Raw genomic sequence first — 19,002 nt, 5'->3', positions numbered from 1 at the left:
TCACCGATGCGCGGAAACGCGACATCGAATCAGAAAGGACGCGGGCAGAAATCATAGACGCGTATTACGCTGACCGGAGCAAAAACACAACCGGAACAGAGAAGCGGAGAACATCTCCTTCACCCCGTTACCGGCTGTGCGCCGGCCGGTCCCGTTCAGACCAGCCCCTGAACCCATGCCTTGAGCTGACTTTTCGGCATCGCGCCGACCTTGGTCTCCACCGGCTTGCCGTCCTTAAAGAGAATCAGCGTCGGAATCCCACGAACACCGAAATTCGTCGGAGTCTGGGGGTTCTCGTCAATATTGACCTTGGCAACAGTAAGCTTGCCTTTGAACTCCGCGCCGATCTCATCAAGCGCCGGAGCGATCATCTTGCACGGGCCGCACCATTCCGCCCAGAAATCCACGAGAACCGGGCCAGAAGCCTTCAGCACGTCGGTCTCGAATGTGGTGTCGCTGACCGCAACCGTATTTTCGCTCATAATGGTGTTCCTAACTGGTGTGCCTGAAGAGTTGGGCCGACCGGGTTACAGGTCAAGACCCCGGTACCAGAACTCAGTATACGGAGGTGCGTCAGGTTTCACAGATCCGATCGCCGCGCCTGCCACAACGGCCCGTTTGCCTTCGCCGATTCACGCACCGGCACCATGTTCTGCCCGGAATCGACAACGATCAGCGCTTCCCCCGCAATGGGCGACGGCACCCTCCCCTTCGGCAACAGCGCCTTAAACCGCTCATCGTAGCTCGCCGCCTGCTCATACTCGACATCGAGCAGCCCGTGATGATCCAGAAAGACATTGAACGCCGCCGGAATCCTCACACAGCCCTCAGACGCCGGACGCCCCAGACGGCTCTCCAGAAAATCCGGGTCCGTCGCATGCATCTCCAGACGAATGTCCCCGGTCTCACCACCGGTCAGCCAGCCCTTGACCGCATTGTGCCAGCCAAAATCCCAGACCCGCATCCCCTTCGCGCCAATCCCGCGAATCCCATGCTCGTTCTTCGTGCCTTCCGCCCGATACCCCAGCCGGTCCGTCGTGTTCGGAAACACACCCGTCGGCGTCACATAGTAATATTTCCGCCCGCGCGTGCCGGTCGAAACCTTCACGCTGCCGATCACATGCCAGTCCGCAGAATCCGGCAGCGCCAGAATCAGCGCCAGTTTCTGCACCGCCGGATTCCGGTCCACCACCACAAGAACCTGCGCCCGCGTAATCTGAAAATCCGACGCCGCGATCATCTCACGCGCCATCCGCACCCAGTGCAGACGCTGCGCCTGTGTCAGCGGAATCAGATGCGGCACCTCCCGCTGCAAAGCCAGCCCGAGACGATCCGCCTCGGCCCGCGCGGCGGCATCGTCAAGCGAAGGCAGAGGCGGAATGACAACCGGCGGAGCCTCGGGCTGCGCTGGTTGCTCAGTCATCGCCTCAGAATTCGTCGCCGGATTATCCGGCAGAGGCGGTGCAGACGGAACAGGCGCTCCTTTCTGACAGAATGCCGGCTGAATACAGACCGCAGACGCCAGTACAGTTGCCGCAACGCCCGCCCACAGCACTTTCATACTCTGCCCCGTTCCTCTCCGGCATGGTCACCTGTTCCACGGGTTACAGGGTTTTCCGCAAAATGGACATGCCCGCACGGTCTCACCCTTACCCTACAACCCGTTAAGGAATCCTGCTGCGTGTTATTCCGAACGCGGTCCGAAGCCGGCGGATGCAGGCATCCCATCGGAAAAGCAGGGCAACAGTTTCCTCCAGGGCTCTGCCCCGGACCCCGCAAAGGGACGCAGTCCCTTTGATCCCGATTTATTAAATCAAAAAGGGTGAAGGGGTCCGCGACCCCTTCCGGGTGCAGGGCAGAGCCCTGCTCAAACCTCCCCAAAAAAAACGCGCCACCAGGACACCCCGGCAGCGCGCTCTCCAGAACCGGCGGGCGCCCGGAGACGCCCGCACCACTCACTCAGATATTCAGCGACATCCCGTTCACGCCCAGCGCCGCTTCCTTCACCGCTTCGCTCAGCGTCGGATGCGCATGGCAGACACGACCGATATCCTCGGACGACGCACCGAACTCGATCGCCATGGTGCACTCGGCAATCAGCTCGCCAGCGCCTGGACCAAGAATGTGAACACCCAGTACCCGGTCGGTCGCCGCATCGGCGATCACCTTCACAAAGCCGTCCGTCATGCCCATCGCACGGGCACGCCCGTTGGCCATGAACGGGAACTTCCCGACCTTGTAGGAAACACCCTTCTCCTTGAGCTGCTCTTCCGTGAAGCCAACCGTCGCCAGTTCCGGCCAGGTGTAAACCACACCCGGAATCGCGTCGTAGTTCACATGCCCGGCCTGACCGGCCAGCAGTTCCGCAACCGCAACGCCCTCTTCCTCGGCCTTATGCGCCAGCATCGGCCCCTTGATGACATCACCGATCGCATAAATGCCCGGAACATTGGTGGCGTAATGCTCGTCCACCTCAATCCGGCCACGGTTATCAAGCGCAATCCCGGCTTCAGCCAGTCCAAGCCCCTCGCTGGCAGCCGTGCGACCGATCGCCAGCAGCACAACATCAGCCTCAACCGTCTCGGCCGCGCCGCCTTTGGATGGCTCAACTGTCAGCACCACGCCCTTGCCGGTCTTCTCGGCCTTCGTGACCTTGTGACCCAGCTTCATCTGCAGACCCTGCTTGATCAGGATCTTACGGAACGCCGCCTCAACCTCGTTATCGGTACCCGGCACCAGACGGTCGAGGAACTCGATCACCGTCACTTCCGCGCCCAGACGATGCCAGACACTGCCCAGCTCAAGCCCGATCACACCGCCGCCGATCACGACCATGCGCTTCGGCACAGCCGAAAGCTCCAGCGCGCCCGTCGAGGTGACAATCACCTTCTCATCGACATCGACACCCTTCAGGCCCGCACTGTCACTGCCCGAAGCAATCACGATGTGCTTGGCCGTCACAGGCTTGCCGGCAACCGTCAGACGACCCGTGCCCTGAACCTTGCCCTCACCCTTCAGCCAGGTGATGCCGTTCTTCTTGAACAGATACTCAACGCCCTTGACGTTGGCCTCGACAATCCCGGCCTTGCGCTTCTGCATCTGCGCCAGATTCAGCTTCACGCTGGCAATATCAACGCCATGCACCGCAAACTCATGCTCAGCCGCATGGAAATTCTCGGAAGAATGCAGCAGCGCCTTGGACGGAATACAGCCGACATTCAGGCAGGTGCCGCCCAGCGTCGCGCGCTTCTCGACACAGGCCACCTTGAAACCAAGCTGCGCCGCACGGATCGCACAGATATAACCGCCCGGACCGGCGCCAATGACCACGATGTCATAATCGGTCTCGGACGGCGGCGCTTCAGCCGCAGGTTTCGCCGCGGCAGCAGGCGCGGCCGCCTTCGCCGGAGCCTCAGCCTTCTTCTCAGCCGCCGGAGCCGGCTTCGCAGCAGACTTGCCGCCCTTCGCACCCGCATCCAGCATCGCCAGAACAGCGCCGACCTCAACCTCGTCGCCTTCCTTCACGACATGGCTTTCCAGAACCCCGGCCGCCGGAGCCGGAACCTCGACGCTCACCTTATCGGTTTCAAGCTCCACAATGGGATCGTCCACAGCAACCGCATCGCCCGGCTGCTTCAGCCACTTGCCCACGGTGGCCGATGTCACACTTTCGCCCAGTGTCGGAACCTTGATTTCGATAGCCATATTTCCCCGTCCCGATTGAAGCCGGCCGGCGTCTGTGATGCCGCGCATCCCCGCGCCGCCCGCCCGGTTCGTGCCCCGGCATCCCGGAGCCGCAGCACCTTATGCGGTCACTGCAAAAATCAGAAAACCTCCCCGCGGAAAACCCGCGGGGAGGCTCCGCACTCTCAGAGGCCGAGCAGCAGGCTGCGCGGATCCTCAACATATTTCTTCACGCTGACCAGGAAGCTGACCGCCTCCTTCCCGTCCACAATCCGGTGATCGTAGGACAGCGCGACATACATGATCGGCCGGATCTCAACCTTGCCGTTCACCGCGACCGGACGATCGACAATGTTGTGCATGCCGAGAATACCGGACTGCGGCGCATTCAGGATCGGCGTGGAAAGCATCGAGCCATAGATGCCGCCATTGGTGATCGAGAACGTGCCGCCGGCCAGATCGTCGATCTTCAGCGTACCCTCGCGCGCCGCCTTGCCGAAGCCCGCGATCTTCTTCTCGATCTCGGCATGGCTCATGTTTTCGGCGTCACGCAGAACCGGCACGACCAGCCCGTTCGGACCACCGACCGCGATGCCCAGATTGACGAAGTGACGATAGATCACGTCCTCGCCGTCGATCTCCGCGTTGATCGCCGGGAACTCAGCCAGAGCCGCGATCACCGCCTTCGAGAAGATCGACATGAAGCCCAGCTTCACACCGTATTTCTTGACGAACAGATCCTGAAACTCGACGCGCATCTGCTTGGCGGCCGTCATGTCGATTTCATTGAACGTCGTCAGCATCGCCGCCGTGTTCTGCGCATCCTTCAGACGACGCGCGATCGTGCGACGCAGACGCGTCATCTTCACACGCTCTTCACGCGGATCGTCCTGACGCGGCGGCTTCGTCGAAGCCGGCGCCGCAACAGAAGGCTGCGACAGGAACGCCAGCACATCGCCCTTCGTGATCCGGCCGTCCTTGCCCGTGCCCGTCCCGACCTGATCCGCGGAAACACCCTTTTCCGCCATCATCTTCCGTGCCGCCGGAAGCGCCGCCGAAGCATCCACCGGAGCGGATTTCACCGGAGCCGGCGCGGCCTTCGCCACAGGAGCCGGAGCCGCCTTCGGCGCCTCAGCCTTAGGCGCCTCTTTCGCAGGAGCAGCCGCAGGCTTCGCCGAAGCCTTGCCGTTCGGGTCCAGCGTGGCCAGCAGCGCGCCAACCTCAACCTCATCACCTTCCTTGGCGACAAGGTTTTCCAGAACACCGGCCTGCGGAGCAGGAACCTCAACCGTCACCTTGTCGGTCTCCAGCTCGGCCACGGGCTCGTCAGCCGTCACCGCCTCGCCTGCTTTCTTCAGCCACTTCGCAACTGTCGCCGTGGTGACACTCTCGCCCAGCGTCGGCACCTTGATCTCGACTGACATCTCGCTTCCCACTTCCCTTTTCGAATCCACGCCTTAACAGATCCACCAGACCTGCGACGTACCGTCATCGCGTTATGCCGCCAGTCTGCGGCGTTCGGAATTCACTCGCCAGAGACCTGCCATCACGTCTGCGAGACGTATCCCGCTCCGCACAGGGCAGGCATAAACAGCGCACAAAGAAAAACCGGGTAACCCTGCGGCCACCCGGTTTTTTCAGAAGAGCCTCAGCTCAGGCCCAGCGCTTCCTTCACAAGAGCGACCTGCTCGGCCGCATGAGTCTTCGCCAGACCCGTCGCCGGACTGGCCGCCGCCGCACGGCCGACATAAACCGGACGCCCGACCTTGTGACCCGCCTTCTCCAGCGATCCCTCGATCAGACGATCGACAAAGTTCCAGCCACCACCATTCCGTGTCTCTTCCTGACACCAGATAATGTTTTTCGCCGCCGGATACTTCTTCAGCTCAGCCGCAAGCTCCGCATCAGGGAACGGATAGAACTGCTCCAGACGGATGATCGCCGTCGTGTCAGACTTCTGATCGCGACGCTCCTGCAGCAGATCGTAATAGACCTTGCCAGAGCAGATCACGACCCGATCCACCTTGCCCGCATCAATCGGATCGATCTCACCGATCACCGGCAGGAACGTCGTTCTGCCCTCGAAATCCTTCAGCTCGGACACCGCCAGCTTGTGACGCAGCAGCGATTTCGGCTCCATCAGGATCAGCGGCTTGCGATAGGACAGTTTCAGCTGACGACGCAGCGCATGGAAGTAGTTCGCCGGCGTCGTGATGTTGCAGACAAACATGTTGTCTTCAGCACAGAGCTGCAGATACCGCTCCAGACGCGCCGAGGAATGCTCCGGTCCCTGGCCCTCGTAACCATGCGGCAGCAGCATCACCAGACCGGACATCCGCAGCCATTTCGTCTCACCGGACGAAACGAACTGATCGATGATCACCTGCGCGCCGTTCGCAAAGTCACCGAACTGCGCTTCCCACACAACCAGAGTGTTCGGATTGTGCATGGTGTAGCCATACTCAAAGCCCAGCACACCAAACTCGGAAAGATGCGAATTCCAGAACTCGGCTTTCGCCTGATCCGCCTCGATGTGATTCAGCAGCGTATAAGGCGCCTGCGTCGCCTGATCGAAAACGACCGCATGACGCTGACTGAATGTGCCGCGCTGCACATCCTCACCCGAGAACCGGACCCGATGCTTCTCAAGCAGCAGCGAACCCAGACCCAGCGCCTCGCCGGTCGCCCAGTCGATGCCTTCGCCCGTCTCCATCGCCTTCGTCTTGGCCTTGAGCTGACGGACGATCTTCGTGTTGAGATCGAACCCTTCCGGAACGGTCGTGATTGCCTTGCCGATCTTCTTCAGCACATCGGCAGACAGACCGGTCTTCGGCTGCGGCTGATCCCCGGCCTTCGGCGCCTCCAGCCCCGACCAGTTCCCCTCAAGCCAGTCAGCCTTGTTCACCTTGTAGGCCTGAGCCGCCTTGAAATCCTCGTCCAGCTTCGCCTCGAAGGCATCCCATTGCGATTTCACATCGTCTTCGGAAACCACACCCTCTTTCACAAGACGATCGGCGTAGACCGTATGCGGCGTCGCATGGTTCGCAATGGCATGGTACATGATCGGCTGCGTGAACACCGGCTCATCCAGCTCATTATGGCCATGCCGACGATAGCAGATGATGTCGAGAATGATGTCGCTGGCGAATTTCTGCCGGTAATCGGCCGCAAGACGGGACGCATAAACCACGGCGTCGGCATCGTCGCCATTCACATGCAGCACCGGCGCCTCGATGGCTTTCGCCATGTCGGACCCATAGATGCCGGAATGCCCGTCAACAGGATTGGTCGTGAAACCGATCTGATTGTTGACGATGATATGGATCGAACCGCCCGTGCGATAGCCTCTCAGCTGCGACATCGACAGCGTTTCGTAAACCACGCCCTGACCGGCAAAGGCCGCATCGCCATGGATCTGAATCGCCATGTGCGACAGGCGCGTTTCCGTGTCGCCGTCATCGTCCTGCGCCGCCCGCACCTTGCCGCAGATAACCGGATCGACCGCCTCAAGATGCGAGGGATTCGGCTGCAGCGAGATATGAACGGCATGACCGCCGATCTCGACATCCGTCGATGATCCAAGGTGATATTTCACATCGCCCGAACCGGCGACATCGTCAGGCTTGAACGACTGCCCGGCGAATTCACTGAACATCGCGACGTAAGGCTTGCGCACGATGTTGACCAGCGTGTTCAGACGGCCACGATGCGCCATCCCGATCGCCACCGATTTCACACCCTGCTGCGCAACCTGATCGATCACGGCATGAAGCGCCGGAATCGAAATCTCGCCACCCTCAAGGCCGAAGCGCTTCGCACCGACATAGCGCTTCTGGCAGAAGCTCTCGAAACCTTCCGCTTCCGTCAGATGCTTCAGGATCGTCTTTTTTTCCTCGACAGGAACGCCGGCCTGCCAGTTGTCGCCCTCGATACGGGACCGGAACCAGTCGCGCTGTTCTTCCGAACGCGCATACATATATTCCGCGCCGATCGCGCCACAGTAAACATCCCGCAGCGCCGCCGCGATTTCCTTCACCGTCGCCGTATCACGGCCGGAAAGGAGCGGAGACAGCACCGTGCCGATATAAACCGGACGATCGAGATCGGCCGACCCGAAACCATAGGTCGCCGGATCAAGCTCCGGCGCCGGCTTCGGAACCTTCAGCCCGAGAGGATCGGTCTTCGCCTCCAGATGCCCGAATTCACGGAACGCCCGGATCAGCTGCGCAACAGCCAGACTGTCGGAAGCAGCAAGACCCGAATCCTTCCCGGCGGCCTTGCCAGCCGGGGCCGGAGCCGGCTCATCGCCCGTGATGATCGATTTGCGCGGCGCCCAAGACGCGCCGGACGCATCCTGAAGAATCGACGCCGCCTCGTCATCCAGCGAGCCGAACAGGGTCGCGAACGACGGATCGACGCTTTTGGGATCCTCCGCCCACCGTGCATAGAGATCCGCGACGTAAGCGATATTGCTGCCGCTCAGCGCCGCCGTAAGGAGATCGGTGCCCGCCATATCAGAACACTCCCATGTCTTGTCGCAAGTCCGCGGGAATGGGTTCCGGCGCCGCCGAAAGCCTGTCCACAGGCCGTTCCCGCATGACTGTTGTCCGCAAAACTGAAAATCCGGTGACCGGACCGCTGGAGGACCCCTTCAGCAGAGACAGCCGGTCTGAACATGAACGCATCTCCGCCTCGCCTCCGTCAGTTGTCCGGGCGGTCACCCGACTCAGACCCGGAATACGCCGGGCCACTGGCGAATTTGCTAGACCCCGCGCACAGCCGGAACAAGACCGCCGGCTGTCACGGTCTGGAGAGGCAGCCCCCCGGAGCATGGGCGCGGGCCAGCCAGCTCTCGCTGCTCATCTCCACCAGACGGGAGGCCGTCCGCGCGAACGCATCCGCCCCCTCACCTTCAGGAAAGAGCTGGTCCGGCGTCGCATCAGCCGAGACAAACAGCAGATTGCCGTTGTCATACAGCGCGTCGATCAGCGTGATGAACCGCCGCGCCACATTGGCGTCATCCGGACCCAGCGACGGAATGTCATCGATCACAATCACCGGAAACCGCTTCGCCACAGCCAGAAAATCGCCAGGCCCAAGCGGCCGGCTACACAGAGAAGTGAAGTCGAACCGTGCAACCGGACCCTGCGCATGATCGACAGGCAGACTCCGCCCGCTGAATTCCAGCGTCACCTTCTCCGGCTTATGCCCCTCGCCATAACGCGCCACCACCTTGTCCAGCCGGTGCCGCGCCGTCTCGTCCGCCGGCACGATCCAGGTCGTGTCGTCCTGCTCCCGCCCGCGCCGGTAATCCGTCTCCGAGTCCAGCGTCTCCGTGTCGAGATTGCGGTGAATGATCGCAATAAACGGCTTGAACGCATCCGCCCCCGGCCGGTTCTGGAACAGATCGCCCGGTACCGTGTTCGACGTCGCCACAATGATCACATGCTCCCGGAACAGCGCCTCGAACAGCCGCCCCAGAATCATCGCATCCGCAATGTCGTTGATCTGAAACTCATCGAAACACAGCAGCGTCGCATCCTGCGCAATCGTCCGCGCCAGAGGCGGAATCGGGTCCGACATTCCCGGATTGTCGATCTTCAGCTGCCGCAGCCGCTGATGCACCTCCTGCATGAACGACAGAAAATGAATCCGCTGCTTCTTCTTCAGCGGCGCGCAGGAAAAGAACAGATCCATCAGCATGGTCTTGCCACGCCCCACACGGCCCACAATATAGACCCCGCGCGGCGGCGGCGCGTCCTCCTGCTCCCGGTGCAGCAGCCCCGGAATCCGGCTGACCACAGAAGACAGGAACCCCTTTTTCCTCGCCGGCTCCGGCGGCGGCACAGCCGGCGGATGATACGTCTTCAGCTCCGTCCACAGCCGGTCCAGCCGCCTCGCAACACGCTCCTGATCGGGATCGGGTCTCAGCAACCCTTCCGATACACGGTCCTCATAGAGCGCAAGCGGGCCAACGTCCTGCCCCACGATCGCGGAAGCCAGGACTTTGTCGGAAACACGGTCGGAGGTGTTGTCATTGATGGCGTTCATACTCAGCCGATAGCGAGACCAGCGCCCGTCAGCAAGATTCGCACGGCCACCCACACCGTGTCGTGAAAACCAGCTCACGCGCTGGTGAATAAACCGGCGCTGTCCATTTCCACCCGCAAGGCGTTACCTCTGAAAAAAGAAGCTCTGGCGTCCATTCGCAGGACGTCAGAGCCATCCCTCTCCACGGAACGCGTTCCGTCCCTGCCGGAGCGCGTAACCGGGAGTTCGTACCCATCCGAATACAAAGGTGCCGCATCGTGACCGACTGGACTGACTGGAACGCCCGCCGCGAACATCTTGGCAAAGCCATTGGCGACTACGCAAAAGTTTCACCGGATACCGTCTCCTCCGTCCTCGCCCTGAACGGCGCCGGCGAAAAAACGAACCACCTGGACGCAAAAACCCGCGAACTGATCGCCCTCGCCGTCGCCGCCACCACACGCTGCGACGGCTGCATCACCATCCACGCCGCCGAAGCCGCCAAAGCCGGCGCAACCCGCGACGAAATCGGTGAAGCCCTCAGCGTCGCCATCGCCCTGAACGCCGGCGCCGCCCTGGTCTATTCCACCCGCATCCTCGACGCCTTCGACGCAGTGAAAAAGGAAAGCTGACGTCCCGTCAGCCAAACCGGGATCAGATTCCGGGCTCTGCCCGGACCCGGCAAAGGCCACAGACCTTTGCAAACCCATTTATTTAAACAAACCGGGATCAAAGGGGCCGCGCCCCTTTGCGGGTTTCAGGGCAGAGCCCTGACAAAACAGACCAGCCTGAAACCTGCATTCCCGACATAAACAATGCCGGTGACAACACACCGAAACGGCCATTACCAATATCTGGCAACCCGGATCAGATCCCGGGCTCCACCCCGGACCCGGCAAAGGTCGCAGACCTTTGCAAACCCGTTTATTTTAACAAACCGGGATCAAAGGGACCGCGTCCCTTTGCGGGGCGCGGGGCAGAGCCCCGCCCGCAAACCCGCTCCCGACCTCACAATGGCGCCCGTCCCCGCTCCTGACGCGGCATCAGCCGGTTCCACGCATCCAGCGCCGCGATTTTATACGCTTCCGCCAGCGTCGGATAATTAAAGGTGGCGTTAAGAAAATAATCGAATGTTCCGCCAAGATTGAGAACAGCCTGCCCGATATGGATCAGTTCCGTGGCGCTCTCGCCAACAATATGAACCCCGAGCAGCTTCCTCGTTTCCCGTGAAACAACCAGCTTCAGCATCCCGCTGCCCAGCCCCATCACATGCCCGCGCGACGTCTCCCGGAACCGCGCAATCCCGCATTCATACGGAATCTCCTTTTCGCGCACCTGATCCTCGCTCATCCCGATCGTCGAGATCTCAGGCACGGAATAAATGCCATACGGAAACACCTCCTCCGGCGCCGGCAGCGCACAGCCAAACGCATGACACGCCGCAATCCGCCCCTGCTCCAGAGACGTCGCCGCCAGAGACGGAAACCCGATCACATCCCCCGCCGCGTAAATCCCTGGCACCGATGTCTGCAATGTCACGGGATCGACCTTCAGCCGCCCCCGCGCATCGGCCTGCAATCCGCACGCCTCCAGACCGAGCCCGTCCGTCGCCCCGACCCGCCCTCCCGTATAGAGCAGCATATCCGAGCAGACATGACGTCCGTCCTCCAGATCCGCCACCGCCTGACCCTTGTCCACGCGAACGGAAGCGACCCGCACACCCGTTCGCAGATCCATCCCGCAGTCACGCAGATGATGCATAAAATCGTCGACGATCTCACGATCGATGAACTCGAGAATCGTGTCCCGCGCATCGACCAGCGTCACGCGCACATCCAGAGCCGCGAAGATCGTGGCATATTCAATGCCAATCACCCCCGCGCCGATCACAGTGAGAGAACGCGGCAGCGTCTCAGGTGTCAGAATGCTGTCGCTGTCAACAATAATGCGATCATCGAAAGGCACGTCACCCGGCCGCAAAGGCCTCGTCCCTACAGCAATGACAACACAGCCGGCAGACACGACACGCAAAGGCTGCTCCGGATCTGAAACAATCCCGATATGATGAGAATCGACAAACCACGCCGCCCCGTGCGCGACCGACACGCCGTTGCGTGCGAACTGATGATCGAGAACGTCAACCTCGCGCCGGATCGTCTGATCGAGACGCATCCGCAGATCAGCCGCCGTGATGTCTTTCTTGATCCGCCAGCCAGCCCCGTAAATCCCGCGCTCCCGCCAGCCGGTAAGACTGAGCACCGTTTCCCGCAATGCTTTCGACGGAATCGTGCCGGTATGAACACAGGCGCCCCCGACCGCGCTGCTTTTTTCCACAACGAGAGCGGAATGCCCCAGCTTGGCAGCCTGCACCGCCGCACGACGCCCCGCAGGACCACTGCCAATCACAACGATGTCGTAATCCCAGGCGCCAGCCATATGCGTCTCCTGACGATATGGACATCAGACGCACAGCAGACCCGCCGGTTTCCCGAAATTCAGGATTCCGGCGCCAGAACCGTCATGAGGCCATCCGGAGAAAACCTGAATCAACAATCTGATTCAGAAAAAACCGCGACATGACATAATACGAAACAAAGAGCGTTTATGTATGTTGCGCATCCAGGCGAGGTTGCTTCTCAGGACTCTGCCCTGAAACCCGCAAAGGGACGCGGTCCCTTTGATCCCGATTTGTTAAGGATATGCTTCAAAAGATTTCATAAAAACTGATAATATTATATTTTTCGTCCCAGACAGAATCAAAAGGCACCCCACGATAAATTCCTGATAAAAATAATAAAAGTTTTTGGGTGCCGCCTTTTTTCAAAAAGGCGGTGTCTTCTGAAGCTTTTTGGAAAAAGCTTCACCAAAAACTTCTTTATAATTTACAAGGGATTTCACGAGAAGGCTTTTGCAGCAGCCTCTGAAATAAAGACGTTTATATATTTTACGAACAGGAGACAGAGCAGGAACCCTGCTTTTCACTTCTTAATTTCAACAAACCGGGATCAAAGGGGCCGCGTCCCTTTGCGGGGTTCGAAGTAAAGCCCCGAAAAACACCACGCCGGTATCAGCAAACTATACAAACACCAGACAAAAAAAGCCGGTATCCCGACATAAAACCCCGAAACAGGGGAACCATGTCAGAATACCGGAAACAAAAAGGCCGCGGATCAGCTGCCGAAGCCACCCGGCGTGATCGTCGGGAAAGCAATCGTCGAGGCGGCAACCACAGAACCGCACTTGCCGAACGTCTCAGCACCCTGAATGGCAGAAATCGTCTGCTTCAGAAAACTGGTGGCCGCCGAAACCGACATGTTCTGCGTCGCGGAATAGCCGAGCTTCATATCCGTTCCCACATCCTGCCAGGCGCTGGCGATCGTGGAGCAGCTCGCATGATTGAAGTAATCCGCCTCAACATTATACATGCCCGCGAGGAAGCCCGCATACGCCCCGATCATCCCGGACACCGAAGTGGACGGCGCACATGACGGATGAGGCGCACAGCCGCCAGAAAAAACCTGGCAGCCGCCGGATACGGCATCGAGTTCAGAGACAGACAGTTCGCGCATGGTGGACATCGTATTTCACTCCATTTCCTGAAACATGTTTCAGGGTCATCTGATAAAAACGATGTAACAGTCCGCCGCGAAATATCCCAAGATAATAAAACGTTAATACTTATATTATCCCAAGACAGAACCAGAGCATGAACCCGGAACAGGAAATTTATTTATATAAATATACCATAAATTATAATAAATATATCATAAATCTGAACTTTATACTTAAAATAAGTCATTGATTTACAGAAAACACCCGCTCAGAAAACACATTCCCCCGGTAAACCGCTCCGCCCCAGTCGGAAACGCATCATCTCCTCCCCGCAATGCCCCGCTTCCACACGCCGAAATCCACCCTGAACACCCGCCAGCACGACCATGCCAGTCAGAACAGGACGTTCATATATTTACGGACAGGAAACAAAACAGGCTTCATCACGCGAAAATACACCGTGCATAACACCCTCAGAAAAGCTCTCTCAGAAAACGCAGAAAAAATTCACAACACACTGATAATATTATATTTTTACATCCCCCTCGCCTGCCCGCCTCAACCCGAAAAACACCCCACGCAAATCCCCTATAAAAAAAACAAAAGTTTTTGGGCGCCGCCTTTTTTCAAAAAGGCGGCATTCCCCAAAGCTTTCCCAAAAACCCTCCCCAGAACCGCCTTTATAACTGACAGAAAATTTCACAATCAGACTTTCGAAGCAGTCTCCAGCAGACCGAATCAAAAAGCCCCCATCCCTTCGGCGCACCCGGACAAACCCCGAAAACCCGCCCTCCGCGACCCGCATCCCAGGACAACTTTCAGAACAGAAACCCCGGCCCACCCGCGATTTCGCCTAATCCCCCCTTGCCTTCCCCGCCTCTCTGGCCGACATCACCGCGCATGACCTACTCCGTGAAGGAACTCTTCCACACCCTGCAGGGCGAGGGCGGCCAGACCGGCCGCGCCGCCGTGTTCTGCCGCTTCGCCGGCTGCAATCTCTGGACCGGCCGCGAAGCCGACCGCGACAAGGCCACCTGCCAGTTCTGCGACACGGACTTCATCGGCACCGACGGCCCCGGCGGCGGCCGCTTCGACAGCGCCATCAGCCTCGCCACAGCCATCGCCGCCACATGGCCCGCGCCCGGAAGAGACCGACGTTTCGTCGTCTTCACCGGCGGCGAACCCCTGCTCCAGCTCGATGCCGCCCTCATCGACGCCGTCCATGAACAGGGCTTCACCATCGCCGTCGAAAGCAACGGCACCATCGCCGCCCCGCCCGGCATCGACTGGCTCTGCATCAGCCCGAAAGCCGGCAGCACACTCGTCCAGAAAAGCGGCCAGGAACTGAAACTCGTCTTCCCCCAGACCGCCTTCGACCCGCAGGATTTCCTGGCACTCGATTTCGAGCAGTTCTGGCTCCAGCCCATGGATGGCCCCGATCAGAAAGCCAATACAGATGCCGCGACACAATACTGTCTCGAACACCCGCGCTGGCGTCTCTCACTGCAAACCCACAAACTGATCGGAATCCCCTGATCATGACCGCAAGCCCCATCCCCAGCCCCGCCCCCGCTTCCGGACAGAACAGCGCCCTCGTCGTCTTCTCCGGCGGCCAGGATTCCGCCACCTGCCTCGCCTGGGCGCTCGACCGCTTCGACCGCGTGGAAACCCTCGGCTTCGATTACGGCCAGCGCCACGCCGTCGAACTCGCCTGCCGCGACACGCTGCGCACCGGCATGACGAAAATCGACCCGTCATGGAAAGCCGCCCTCGGCCCCGATCACACCATCGCCCTCGACGCGCTCGGCAAGGTTTCGGAAACCGCCCTCACCCGCGAAACCGAAATCACCATGAGCGAAAGCGGCCTGCCCAGCACCTTCGTCCCCGGCCGCAACCTCATCTTCCTGACCTTCGCCGCCGCCCTCGCCTACCGGCGCGGCCTCCGCCACATCGTCACCGGCGTCTGCGAAACCGACTACTCAGGTTACCCCGACTGCCGCGACGACACGATCAAAGCCATGCAGGTCGCCCTCAATCTCGGCATGGACACGCGCTTCGTCCTGCACACGCCGCTGATGTGGATCGACAAGGCGCAGACCTGGGCCCTCGCCGAAAGCCTCGGCGGCACAAAGCTGGTCACGCTCATCAACCACGAAAGCCACAGCTGCTATCTCGGCACACGCGGCACGCTTCACCCCTGGGGCCATGGCTGCGGCACCTGCCCGGCCTGCAATCTGCGCCGCAGCGGCTGGGAACAGTACGAAGCGGCGCTGACAGGTCACTCTCCGGATCAGACCCATGCCTGACCTGATCTTCACCCGCCGCTTCTCCATGGGCCACCGCCTGATCCACGGCGCCAGCGAAAGCTGCGCCCTCCCCCACGGCCACAACGAATTCGTCACAATCCGCCTCGAACCCACGGCCTCAGCCCGGCTCGACGGCCACAGCAACATGCCGGTCTCGTTCCAGCGCGCCAAAAGCGGCTGGCACCGCTTCGTCGACGAACGCCTCGACCACGCCCTGCAACTCGCCGAAGACGACCCCCTGCTCGCCTGGTTCCGCACGCACGAACCCGCCCGCGCCGCACGGATCATCGTCACCCCCGGAGATCCCACAACCGAGCTGATGGCCTGTCTGATGAAGGCCAAACTCGACGCCATGCTTCTTGCCGACGGCGACCTCCTCCGCTGCAAAACCATCACCCTGCAGGAAACACCCACCAACACCGTCGAATTCAGCGGCAACCCGCTCGACTTCCTCCCCGCCCCCAGACCACCGGAACAGTGCTGGTGGCGACGCGCCGACATGACCATCGCCGATACCTGATCGCCCGGCTCAGATTCCGGGCTCTGCCCGGACCCGGCAAAGGTCACAGACCTTTGCAAACCATTTATTTAAATAAACCGGGATCAAAGGGACCGCGTCTCTTTGCGGGTTTCAGGGCAGAGCCCTGAGAAAACACGCCTCTCAGAAGCCACCATTCCCGGCATAAATCAGTGCCAGTCGCAGCACACCGATACGACCAGACCACCACCAACAATCCGGCAACCCGGATCAGTCTCCGGGCTCTGCCCGGACCCGGCAAAGGTCGCAGACCTTTGAAAACCTGTTTATTTAAACAAAACAGGATCAAAGGAGCCGCGTCCCTTTGCTGGTTTCAGGGCAGAGCCCTGAACACACATCACCCGAAACCAGCCTGCCGATCCCTGATGACGCCGGAAACGATGTTCAGATCTGACATCGCTCAGTGGGTATCAGCAAGGTCCTGATACGCTTTCGCCGACAGATACGCCCGGACCTTTTCCAGCGAACTCGGAACACCCGAACGGTCAGACCAGAACCGCCCGCCAAACATGGACTCCCATGTGAGAGCCTGAGGATGTTTCGGAAGAGGAAGCGCCCGGAAACCGATCGCTGATGCACCCATCCGTTCCGTACCGCCGCTCGGATTATTGACAATGAACGGGTCCGAATGAGCAGTCTTCCGCGTCACCATCTCGGTAGAGGCACCGCCATCCAGATTGAGCGCATTCCAGGCCCCGACAGCAACCATCAGATCACCGGTTTCAGCCAGCGACGCCCCGCTGCTGTAACCACTGATCCGTCCATCAATTGTCACGAAATAAAGATACCGCTGGTTGAAGGACAGACCAGCCGCGGTCCGCGGGTTCGGCCCGTCAAAGCTGCCCGCGGCGTTGTCCGTCGGCGCAACATTCACACCGTTCCGTACCACGAGCATGTCACCGGCCACAGCATTATAAACATTGTCCAGATCAAGATCATCCGCGCTTTTCAGCGTTTTGATTTCCGCATGGTTTTCGCGGTCAAGCACCAGAACGACATTGCCGTTTCCGGCCGAATAAGAGGGTTGGGAGACAACATGCCCGCGATCGACAGCAAGACCAATCAGACTCTCAGGCGATACCGATGACGAGCAGCACGGCGAGAAGAAATTCGCGTTCACCGCGAGCTGCAGATCGTGATCCGTAACAAACTGGCTAAGGGGAGCAGAAATCGTATTTAATGTCCCCCCGGCCGAGGTGGTCTCGAAATGCAGCCCAGGCGCATGCAGATCCACCCTGACAATATCAGCATGATTGCCATCCACGCGTGCTGTCTCAATGTCAACACCAAGGTACAGCGGTGTAAAACCGCTTTGCGTAATGGTACTCTCTGCTTTCGCCGCCGTTGTAACCATAAAAGCAGCAGAAAGCACCGCCGCCGCATATCTGAAAACGCGCATCCTGTGACCTTATTTCTCTTGTTTCGACAGTGTGGATGGAAATACGACCATACACGCACGCACCCTTCGCTTTATTTTTGATACATTGCGGTTACGTCGTGTAATTTTAATAATGCGAAGTAACGTCACACATGCATGACATTATGAAGTATTTTTCGCGTCTTCTTTATTTCACGAAAATCAGAACACCACGAAAATTCCCGTCAGAATAACGGAGTCTTTCGACAACTCATCAGACGATTCTGAAGCATGCGGCCTGCGAGCATGTTTTCGATATCATGGTGCTTTTTAAAGAGGCATCCGTGAGGGCAATTCTGGTTTCCTGTTTTCCCGAACGAAATACAGGTCGTTATGGCCTGCGCCATAAAAGATTATCTGAACCAGACAAACCGGGCACAAAGAAACCGCGCTCCTTTACGGGCTCCAGGGCAGAATGCTGAGAAAGACACTCCGGCCCCGATCCATTACCCGACGACTCTATATCCCATATATAAACAGTGTCGGTGGCAGCCCGCTGGCATGACCATCACCAGTCTCTGACCACCAAAGTCAGACCCCGACCCGGCAAAGGTCACAGACCTTTGCAAACCATTTATTTAAACAAACCGGGATCAAAGGGACCCCGTCCCTTTGCGGGTTTCAGGGCAGAGCCCTGAAAAGACCCCCCAACGCGAATCCACCTAACCATCTGAAATTACACAGCTCTCAAACCAAAAACCCATTATTCCCGATATAAATTCAGATATATCTTGACGTGAGATATATCGAGACCTATATCGGTGTTCATGAGAAACAGAAACAGACACGCAGACGGTCGTCACCGTCACTTCCTCTCTCCTGAAACCGGCGACGCAGGTGGTCGCTCCCGCCCCATGCGGGAACGCGGCGAAGGCCCGTCCGAAGGCGGTCGCGATGATCGCGAAGGCGGCGAGCGCAAACGGGGCGGCAAAGGCGACCCGCGCGGTGAAGGCCGGGGCCGTCATGGCGGCGGTGGCCGCGGCGGACACCGGCTCTTCGATTACGGCGAACTCCGCCTGCTCGTCCTCTCCATGATCGCGGAACAGCCGCGTCACGGTTACGAACTCATCCGCGCCATCGAAGAAAAATTCGGCGGCAGCTACACGCCAAGCCCCGGCGTCATCTACCCGACCCTCTCCTGGCTGGACGATTCCGGCTACGCAAACATGGTCGTGGACGGAGACCGCAAGAGCTATCACATCACCCCCGAGGGTCAGGCGTTCCTCACGGAAAACCGCAAGGCCGCCGACGAAATCCTCTCCCGCTCCATCCCGCAGGGCCGCAAAGGCCGCGACAACGCCCCGCCCCCCGTCATCCGCGCCATGGAAAACCTGAAACTGGCCATGCGCCTCCGCATGAGACAGGGCGAAATCGACCAGGATACGGCAGGAAAAATCGCGGCCGCGCTCGACGCGGCAGCCCAGGCCATCGAACGCAGCTGAGAACTTTCAGCAGGCACAGACTTTGTGACCAGA

14 protein-coding genes are annotated in these 19,002 nt (G+C 59.6%); 5 read left to right on the top strand and 9 right to left on the bottom strand.

Annotated features, from left to right (window positions below):
* Positions 1 to 155: 155 nt before the first annotated feature.
* From trxA to zapE, 6 genes are all read right to left on the bottom strand, one after another.
* Positions 156 to 482 carry a thioredoxin TrxA gene (gene trxA, locus GOB93_RS04875; RefSeq protein ID WP_173582364.1) on the bottom strand — a complete coding sequence of 109 codons (327 nt, stop codon included), beginning with the start codon at positions 480 to 482 and terminating at the stop codon, positions 156 to 158.
* A gap of 98 nt (positions 483 to 580) precedes the next feature.
* On the bottom strand, positions 581 to 1,561 hold the full coding sequence (locus GOB93_RS04870; RefSeq protein WP_242010539.1) for a L,D-transpeptidase: 981 nt from the start codon (positions 1,559 to 1,561) through the stop codon (positions 581 to 583).
* Between the two features lie 398 nt (positions 1,562 to 1,959).
* On the bottom strand, positions 1,960 to 3,705 hold the full coding sequence (gene lpdA / locus GOB93_RS04865) for a dihydrolipoyl dehydrogenase (RefSeq protein WP_173582363.1): 1,746 nt from the start codon (positions 3,703 to 3,705) through the stop codon (positions 1,960 to 1,962).
* A 164-nt stretch (positions 3,706 to 3,869) separates the two neighbouring features.
* On the bottom strand, positions 3,870 to 5,108 hold the full coding sequence (gene odhB, locus GOB93_RS04860; RefSeq protein ID WP_173582362.1) for a 2-oxoglutarate dehydrogenase complex dihydrolipoyllysine-residue succinyltransferase: 1,239 nt from the start codon (positions 5,106 to 5,108) through the stop codon (positions 3,870 to 3,872).
* A gap of 224 nt (positions 5,109 to 5,332) precedes the next feature.
* A complete protein-coding gene (locus GOB93_RS04855; protein ID WP_173582361.1) occupies positions 5,333 to 8,197 on the bottom strand; it encodes a 2-oxoglutarate dehydrogenase E1 component in 2,865 nt (954 codons plus the stop codon).
* Between the two features lie 287 nt (positions 8,198 to 8,484).
* Positions 8,485 to 9,735, bottom strand: coding sequence for a cell division protein ZapE (gene zapE / locus GOB93_RS04850; RefSeq protein ID WP_173582405.1), 1,251 nt, complete (start codon positions 9,733 to 9,735; stop codon positions 8,485 to 8,487).
* 257 nt (positions 9,736 to 9,992) lie between these two features.
* Here zapE and GOB93_RS04845 point away from each other — a divergent pair, with 257 nt between their 5' ends.
* The gene (locus tag GOB93_RS04845; RefSeq protein WP_173582360.1) at positions 9,993 to 10,346 is read left to right on the top strand and encodes a carboxymuconolactone decarboxylase family protein; all 354 of its coding nucleotides are present in this window, start codon (positions 9,993 to 9,995) and stop codon (positions 10,344 to 10,346) included.
* A 376-nt stretch (positions 10,347 to 10,722) separates the two neighbouring features.
* On the opposite strand, the gene sthA is transcribed toward GOB93_RS04845, so the two are convergent.
* Together sthA and GOB93_RS04835 are read right to left on the bottom strand one after the other, a co-directional pair.
* The gene (gene sthA / locus GOB93_RS04840; protein WP_173582359.1) at positions 10,723 to 12,150 is read right to left on the bottom strand and encodes a Si-specific NAD(P)(+) transhydrogenase; all 1,428 of its coding nucleotides are present in this window, start codon (positions 12,148 to 12,150) and stop codon (positions 10,723 to 10,725) included.
* A 734-nt stretch (positions 12,151 to 12,884) separates the two neighbouring features.
* Positions 12,885 to 13,292, bottom strand: a complete 408-nt coding sequence (locus GOB93_RS04835) for a hypothetical protein (RefSeq protein WP_173582358.1) — start codon at positions 13,290 to 13,292, stop codon at positions 12,885 to 12,887.
* Between the two features lie 874 nt (positions 13,293 to 14,166).
* Between GOB93_RS04835 and queE the strand changes: the two genes are divergently transcribed.
* From queE to GOB93_RS04820, 3 genes are read left to right on the top strand one after another with little or no spacing between them, the layout of a single operon-like run.
* The gene (queE, locus tag GOB93_RS04830; RefSeq protein ID WP_173582357.1) at positions 14,167 to 14,802 is read left to right on the top strand and encodes a 7-carboxy-7-deazaguanine synthase; all 636 of its coding nucleotides are present in this window, start codon (positions 14,167 to 14,169) and stop codon (positions 14,800 to 14,802) included.
* A gap of 2 nt (positions 14,803 to 14,804) precedes the next feature.
* The gene (queC, locus tag GOB93_RS04825; protein ID WP_173582356.1) at positions 14,805 to 15,572 is read left to right on the top strand and encodes a 7-cyano-7-deazaguanine synthase QueC; all 768 of its coding nucleotides are present in this window, start codon (positions 14,805 to 14,807) and stop codon (positions 15,570 to 15,572) included.
* The gene (locus tag GOB93_RS04820) at positions 15,565 to 16,092 is read left to right on the top strand and encodes a 6-pyruvoyl trahydropterin synthase family protein (RefSeq protein ID WP_173582355.1); all 528 of its coding nucleotides are present in this window, start codon (positions 15,565 to 15,567) and stop codon (positions 16,090 to 16,092) included. The genes queC and GOB93_RS04820 overlap by 8 nt, the downstream gene beginning before the upstream one ends.
* Positions 16,093 to 16,510: 418 nt before the next feature.
* Here GOB93_RS04820 and GOB93_RS04815 read toward each other — a convergent pair whose 3' ends face one another.
* A complete protein-coding gene (locus GOB93_RS04815; RefSeq protein ID WP_173582354.1) occupies positions 16,511 to 17,509 on the bottom strand; it encodes a phosphodiester glycosidase family protein in 999 nt (332 codons plus the stop codon).
* 785 nt (positions 17,510 to 18,294) lie between these two features.
* On the opposite strand from GOB93_RS04815, the gene GOB93_RS04810 reads away from it, so the two are divergent.
* The gene (locus GOB93_RS04810; protein ID WP_173582353.1) at positions 18,295 to 18,969 is read left to right on the top strand and encodes a PadR family transcriptional regulator; all 675 of its coding nucleotides are present in this window, start codon (positions 18,295 to 18,297) and stop codon (positions 18,967 to 18,969) included.
* The last annotated feature ends 33 nt before the right edge of the window (positions 18,970 to 19,002 follow it).

Origin of the sequence: Acetobacter musti (assembly GCF_011516835.1) — a bacterium.
GTDB lineage: Bacteria > Pseudomonadota > Alphaproteobacteria > Acetobacterales > Acetobacteraceae > Acetobacter > Acetobacter musti.
This window is presented reverse-complemented; position numbering and strand designations above follow the sequence as displayed.

Bases quoted from the DNA above. Each gene is read 5' to 3' on its own strand.
- GOB93_RS04855 (WP_173582361.1), bottom strand. From the start codon at position 8,197: ATGGCGGGCACCGATCTCCTTACGGCGGCGCTGAGCGGCAGCAATATC.
- GOB93_RS04810 (WP_173582353.1), top strand. From the start codon at position 18,295: ATGAGAAACAGAAACAGACACGCAGACGGTCGTCACCGTCACTTCCTC.
- zapE (WP_173582405.1), bottom strand. From the start codon at position 9,735: ATGAACGCCATCAATGACAACACCTCCGACCGTGTTTCCGACAAAGTC.
- lpdA (WP_173582363.1), bottom strand. From the start codon at position 3,705: ATGGCTATCGAAATCAAGGTTCCGACACTGGGCGAAAGTGTGACATCG.
- odhB (WP_173582362.1), bottom strand. From the start codon at position 5,108: ATGTCAGTCGAGATCAAGGTGCCGACGCTGGGCGAGAGTGTCACCACG.
- GOB93_RS04820 (WP_173582355.1), top strand. From the start codon at position 15,565: ATGCCTGACCTGATCTTCACCCGCCGCTTCTCCATGGGCCACCGCCTG.
- GOB93_RS04870 (WP_242010539.1), bottom strand. From the start codon at position 1,561: ATGAAAGTGCTGTGGGCGGGCGTTGCGGCAACTGTACTGGCGTCTGCG.
- sthA (WP_173582359.1), bottom strand. From the start codon at position 12,150: ATGGCTGGCGCCTGGGATTACGACATCGTTGTGATTGGCAGTGGTCCT.
- queE (WP_173582357.1), top strand. From the start codon at position 14,167: ATGACCTACTCCGTGAAGGAACTCTTCCACACCCTGCAGGGCGAGGGC.
- trxA (WP_173582364.1), bottom strand. From the start codon at position 482: ATGAGCGAAAATACGGTTGCGGTCAGCGACACCACATTCGAGACCGAC.
- GOB93_RS04815 (WP_173582354.1), bottom strand. From the start codon at position 17,509: ATGCGCGTTTTCAGATATGCGGCGGCGGTGCTTTCTGCTGCTTTTATG.
- queC (WP_173582356.1), top strand. From the start codon at position 14,805: ATGACCGCAAGCCCCATCCCCAGCCCCGCCCCCGCTTCCGGACAGAAC.
- GOB93_RS04835 (WP_173582358.1), bottom strand. From the start codon at position 13,292: ATGTCCACCATGCGCGAACTGTCTGTCTCTGAACTCGATGCCGTATCC.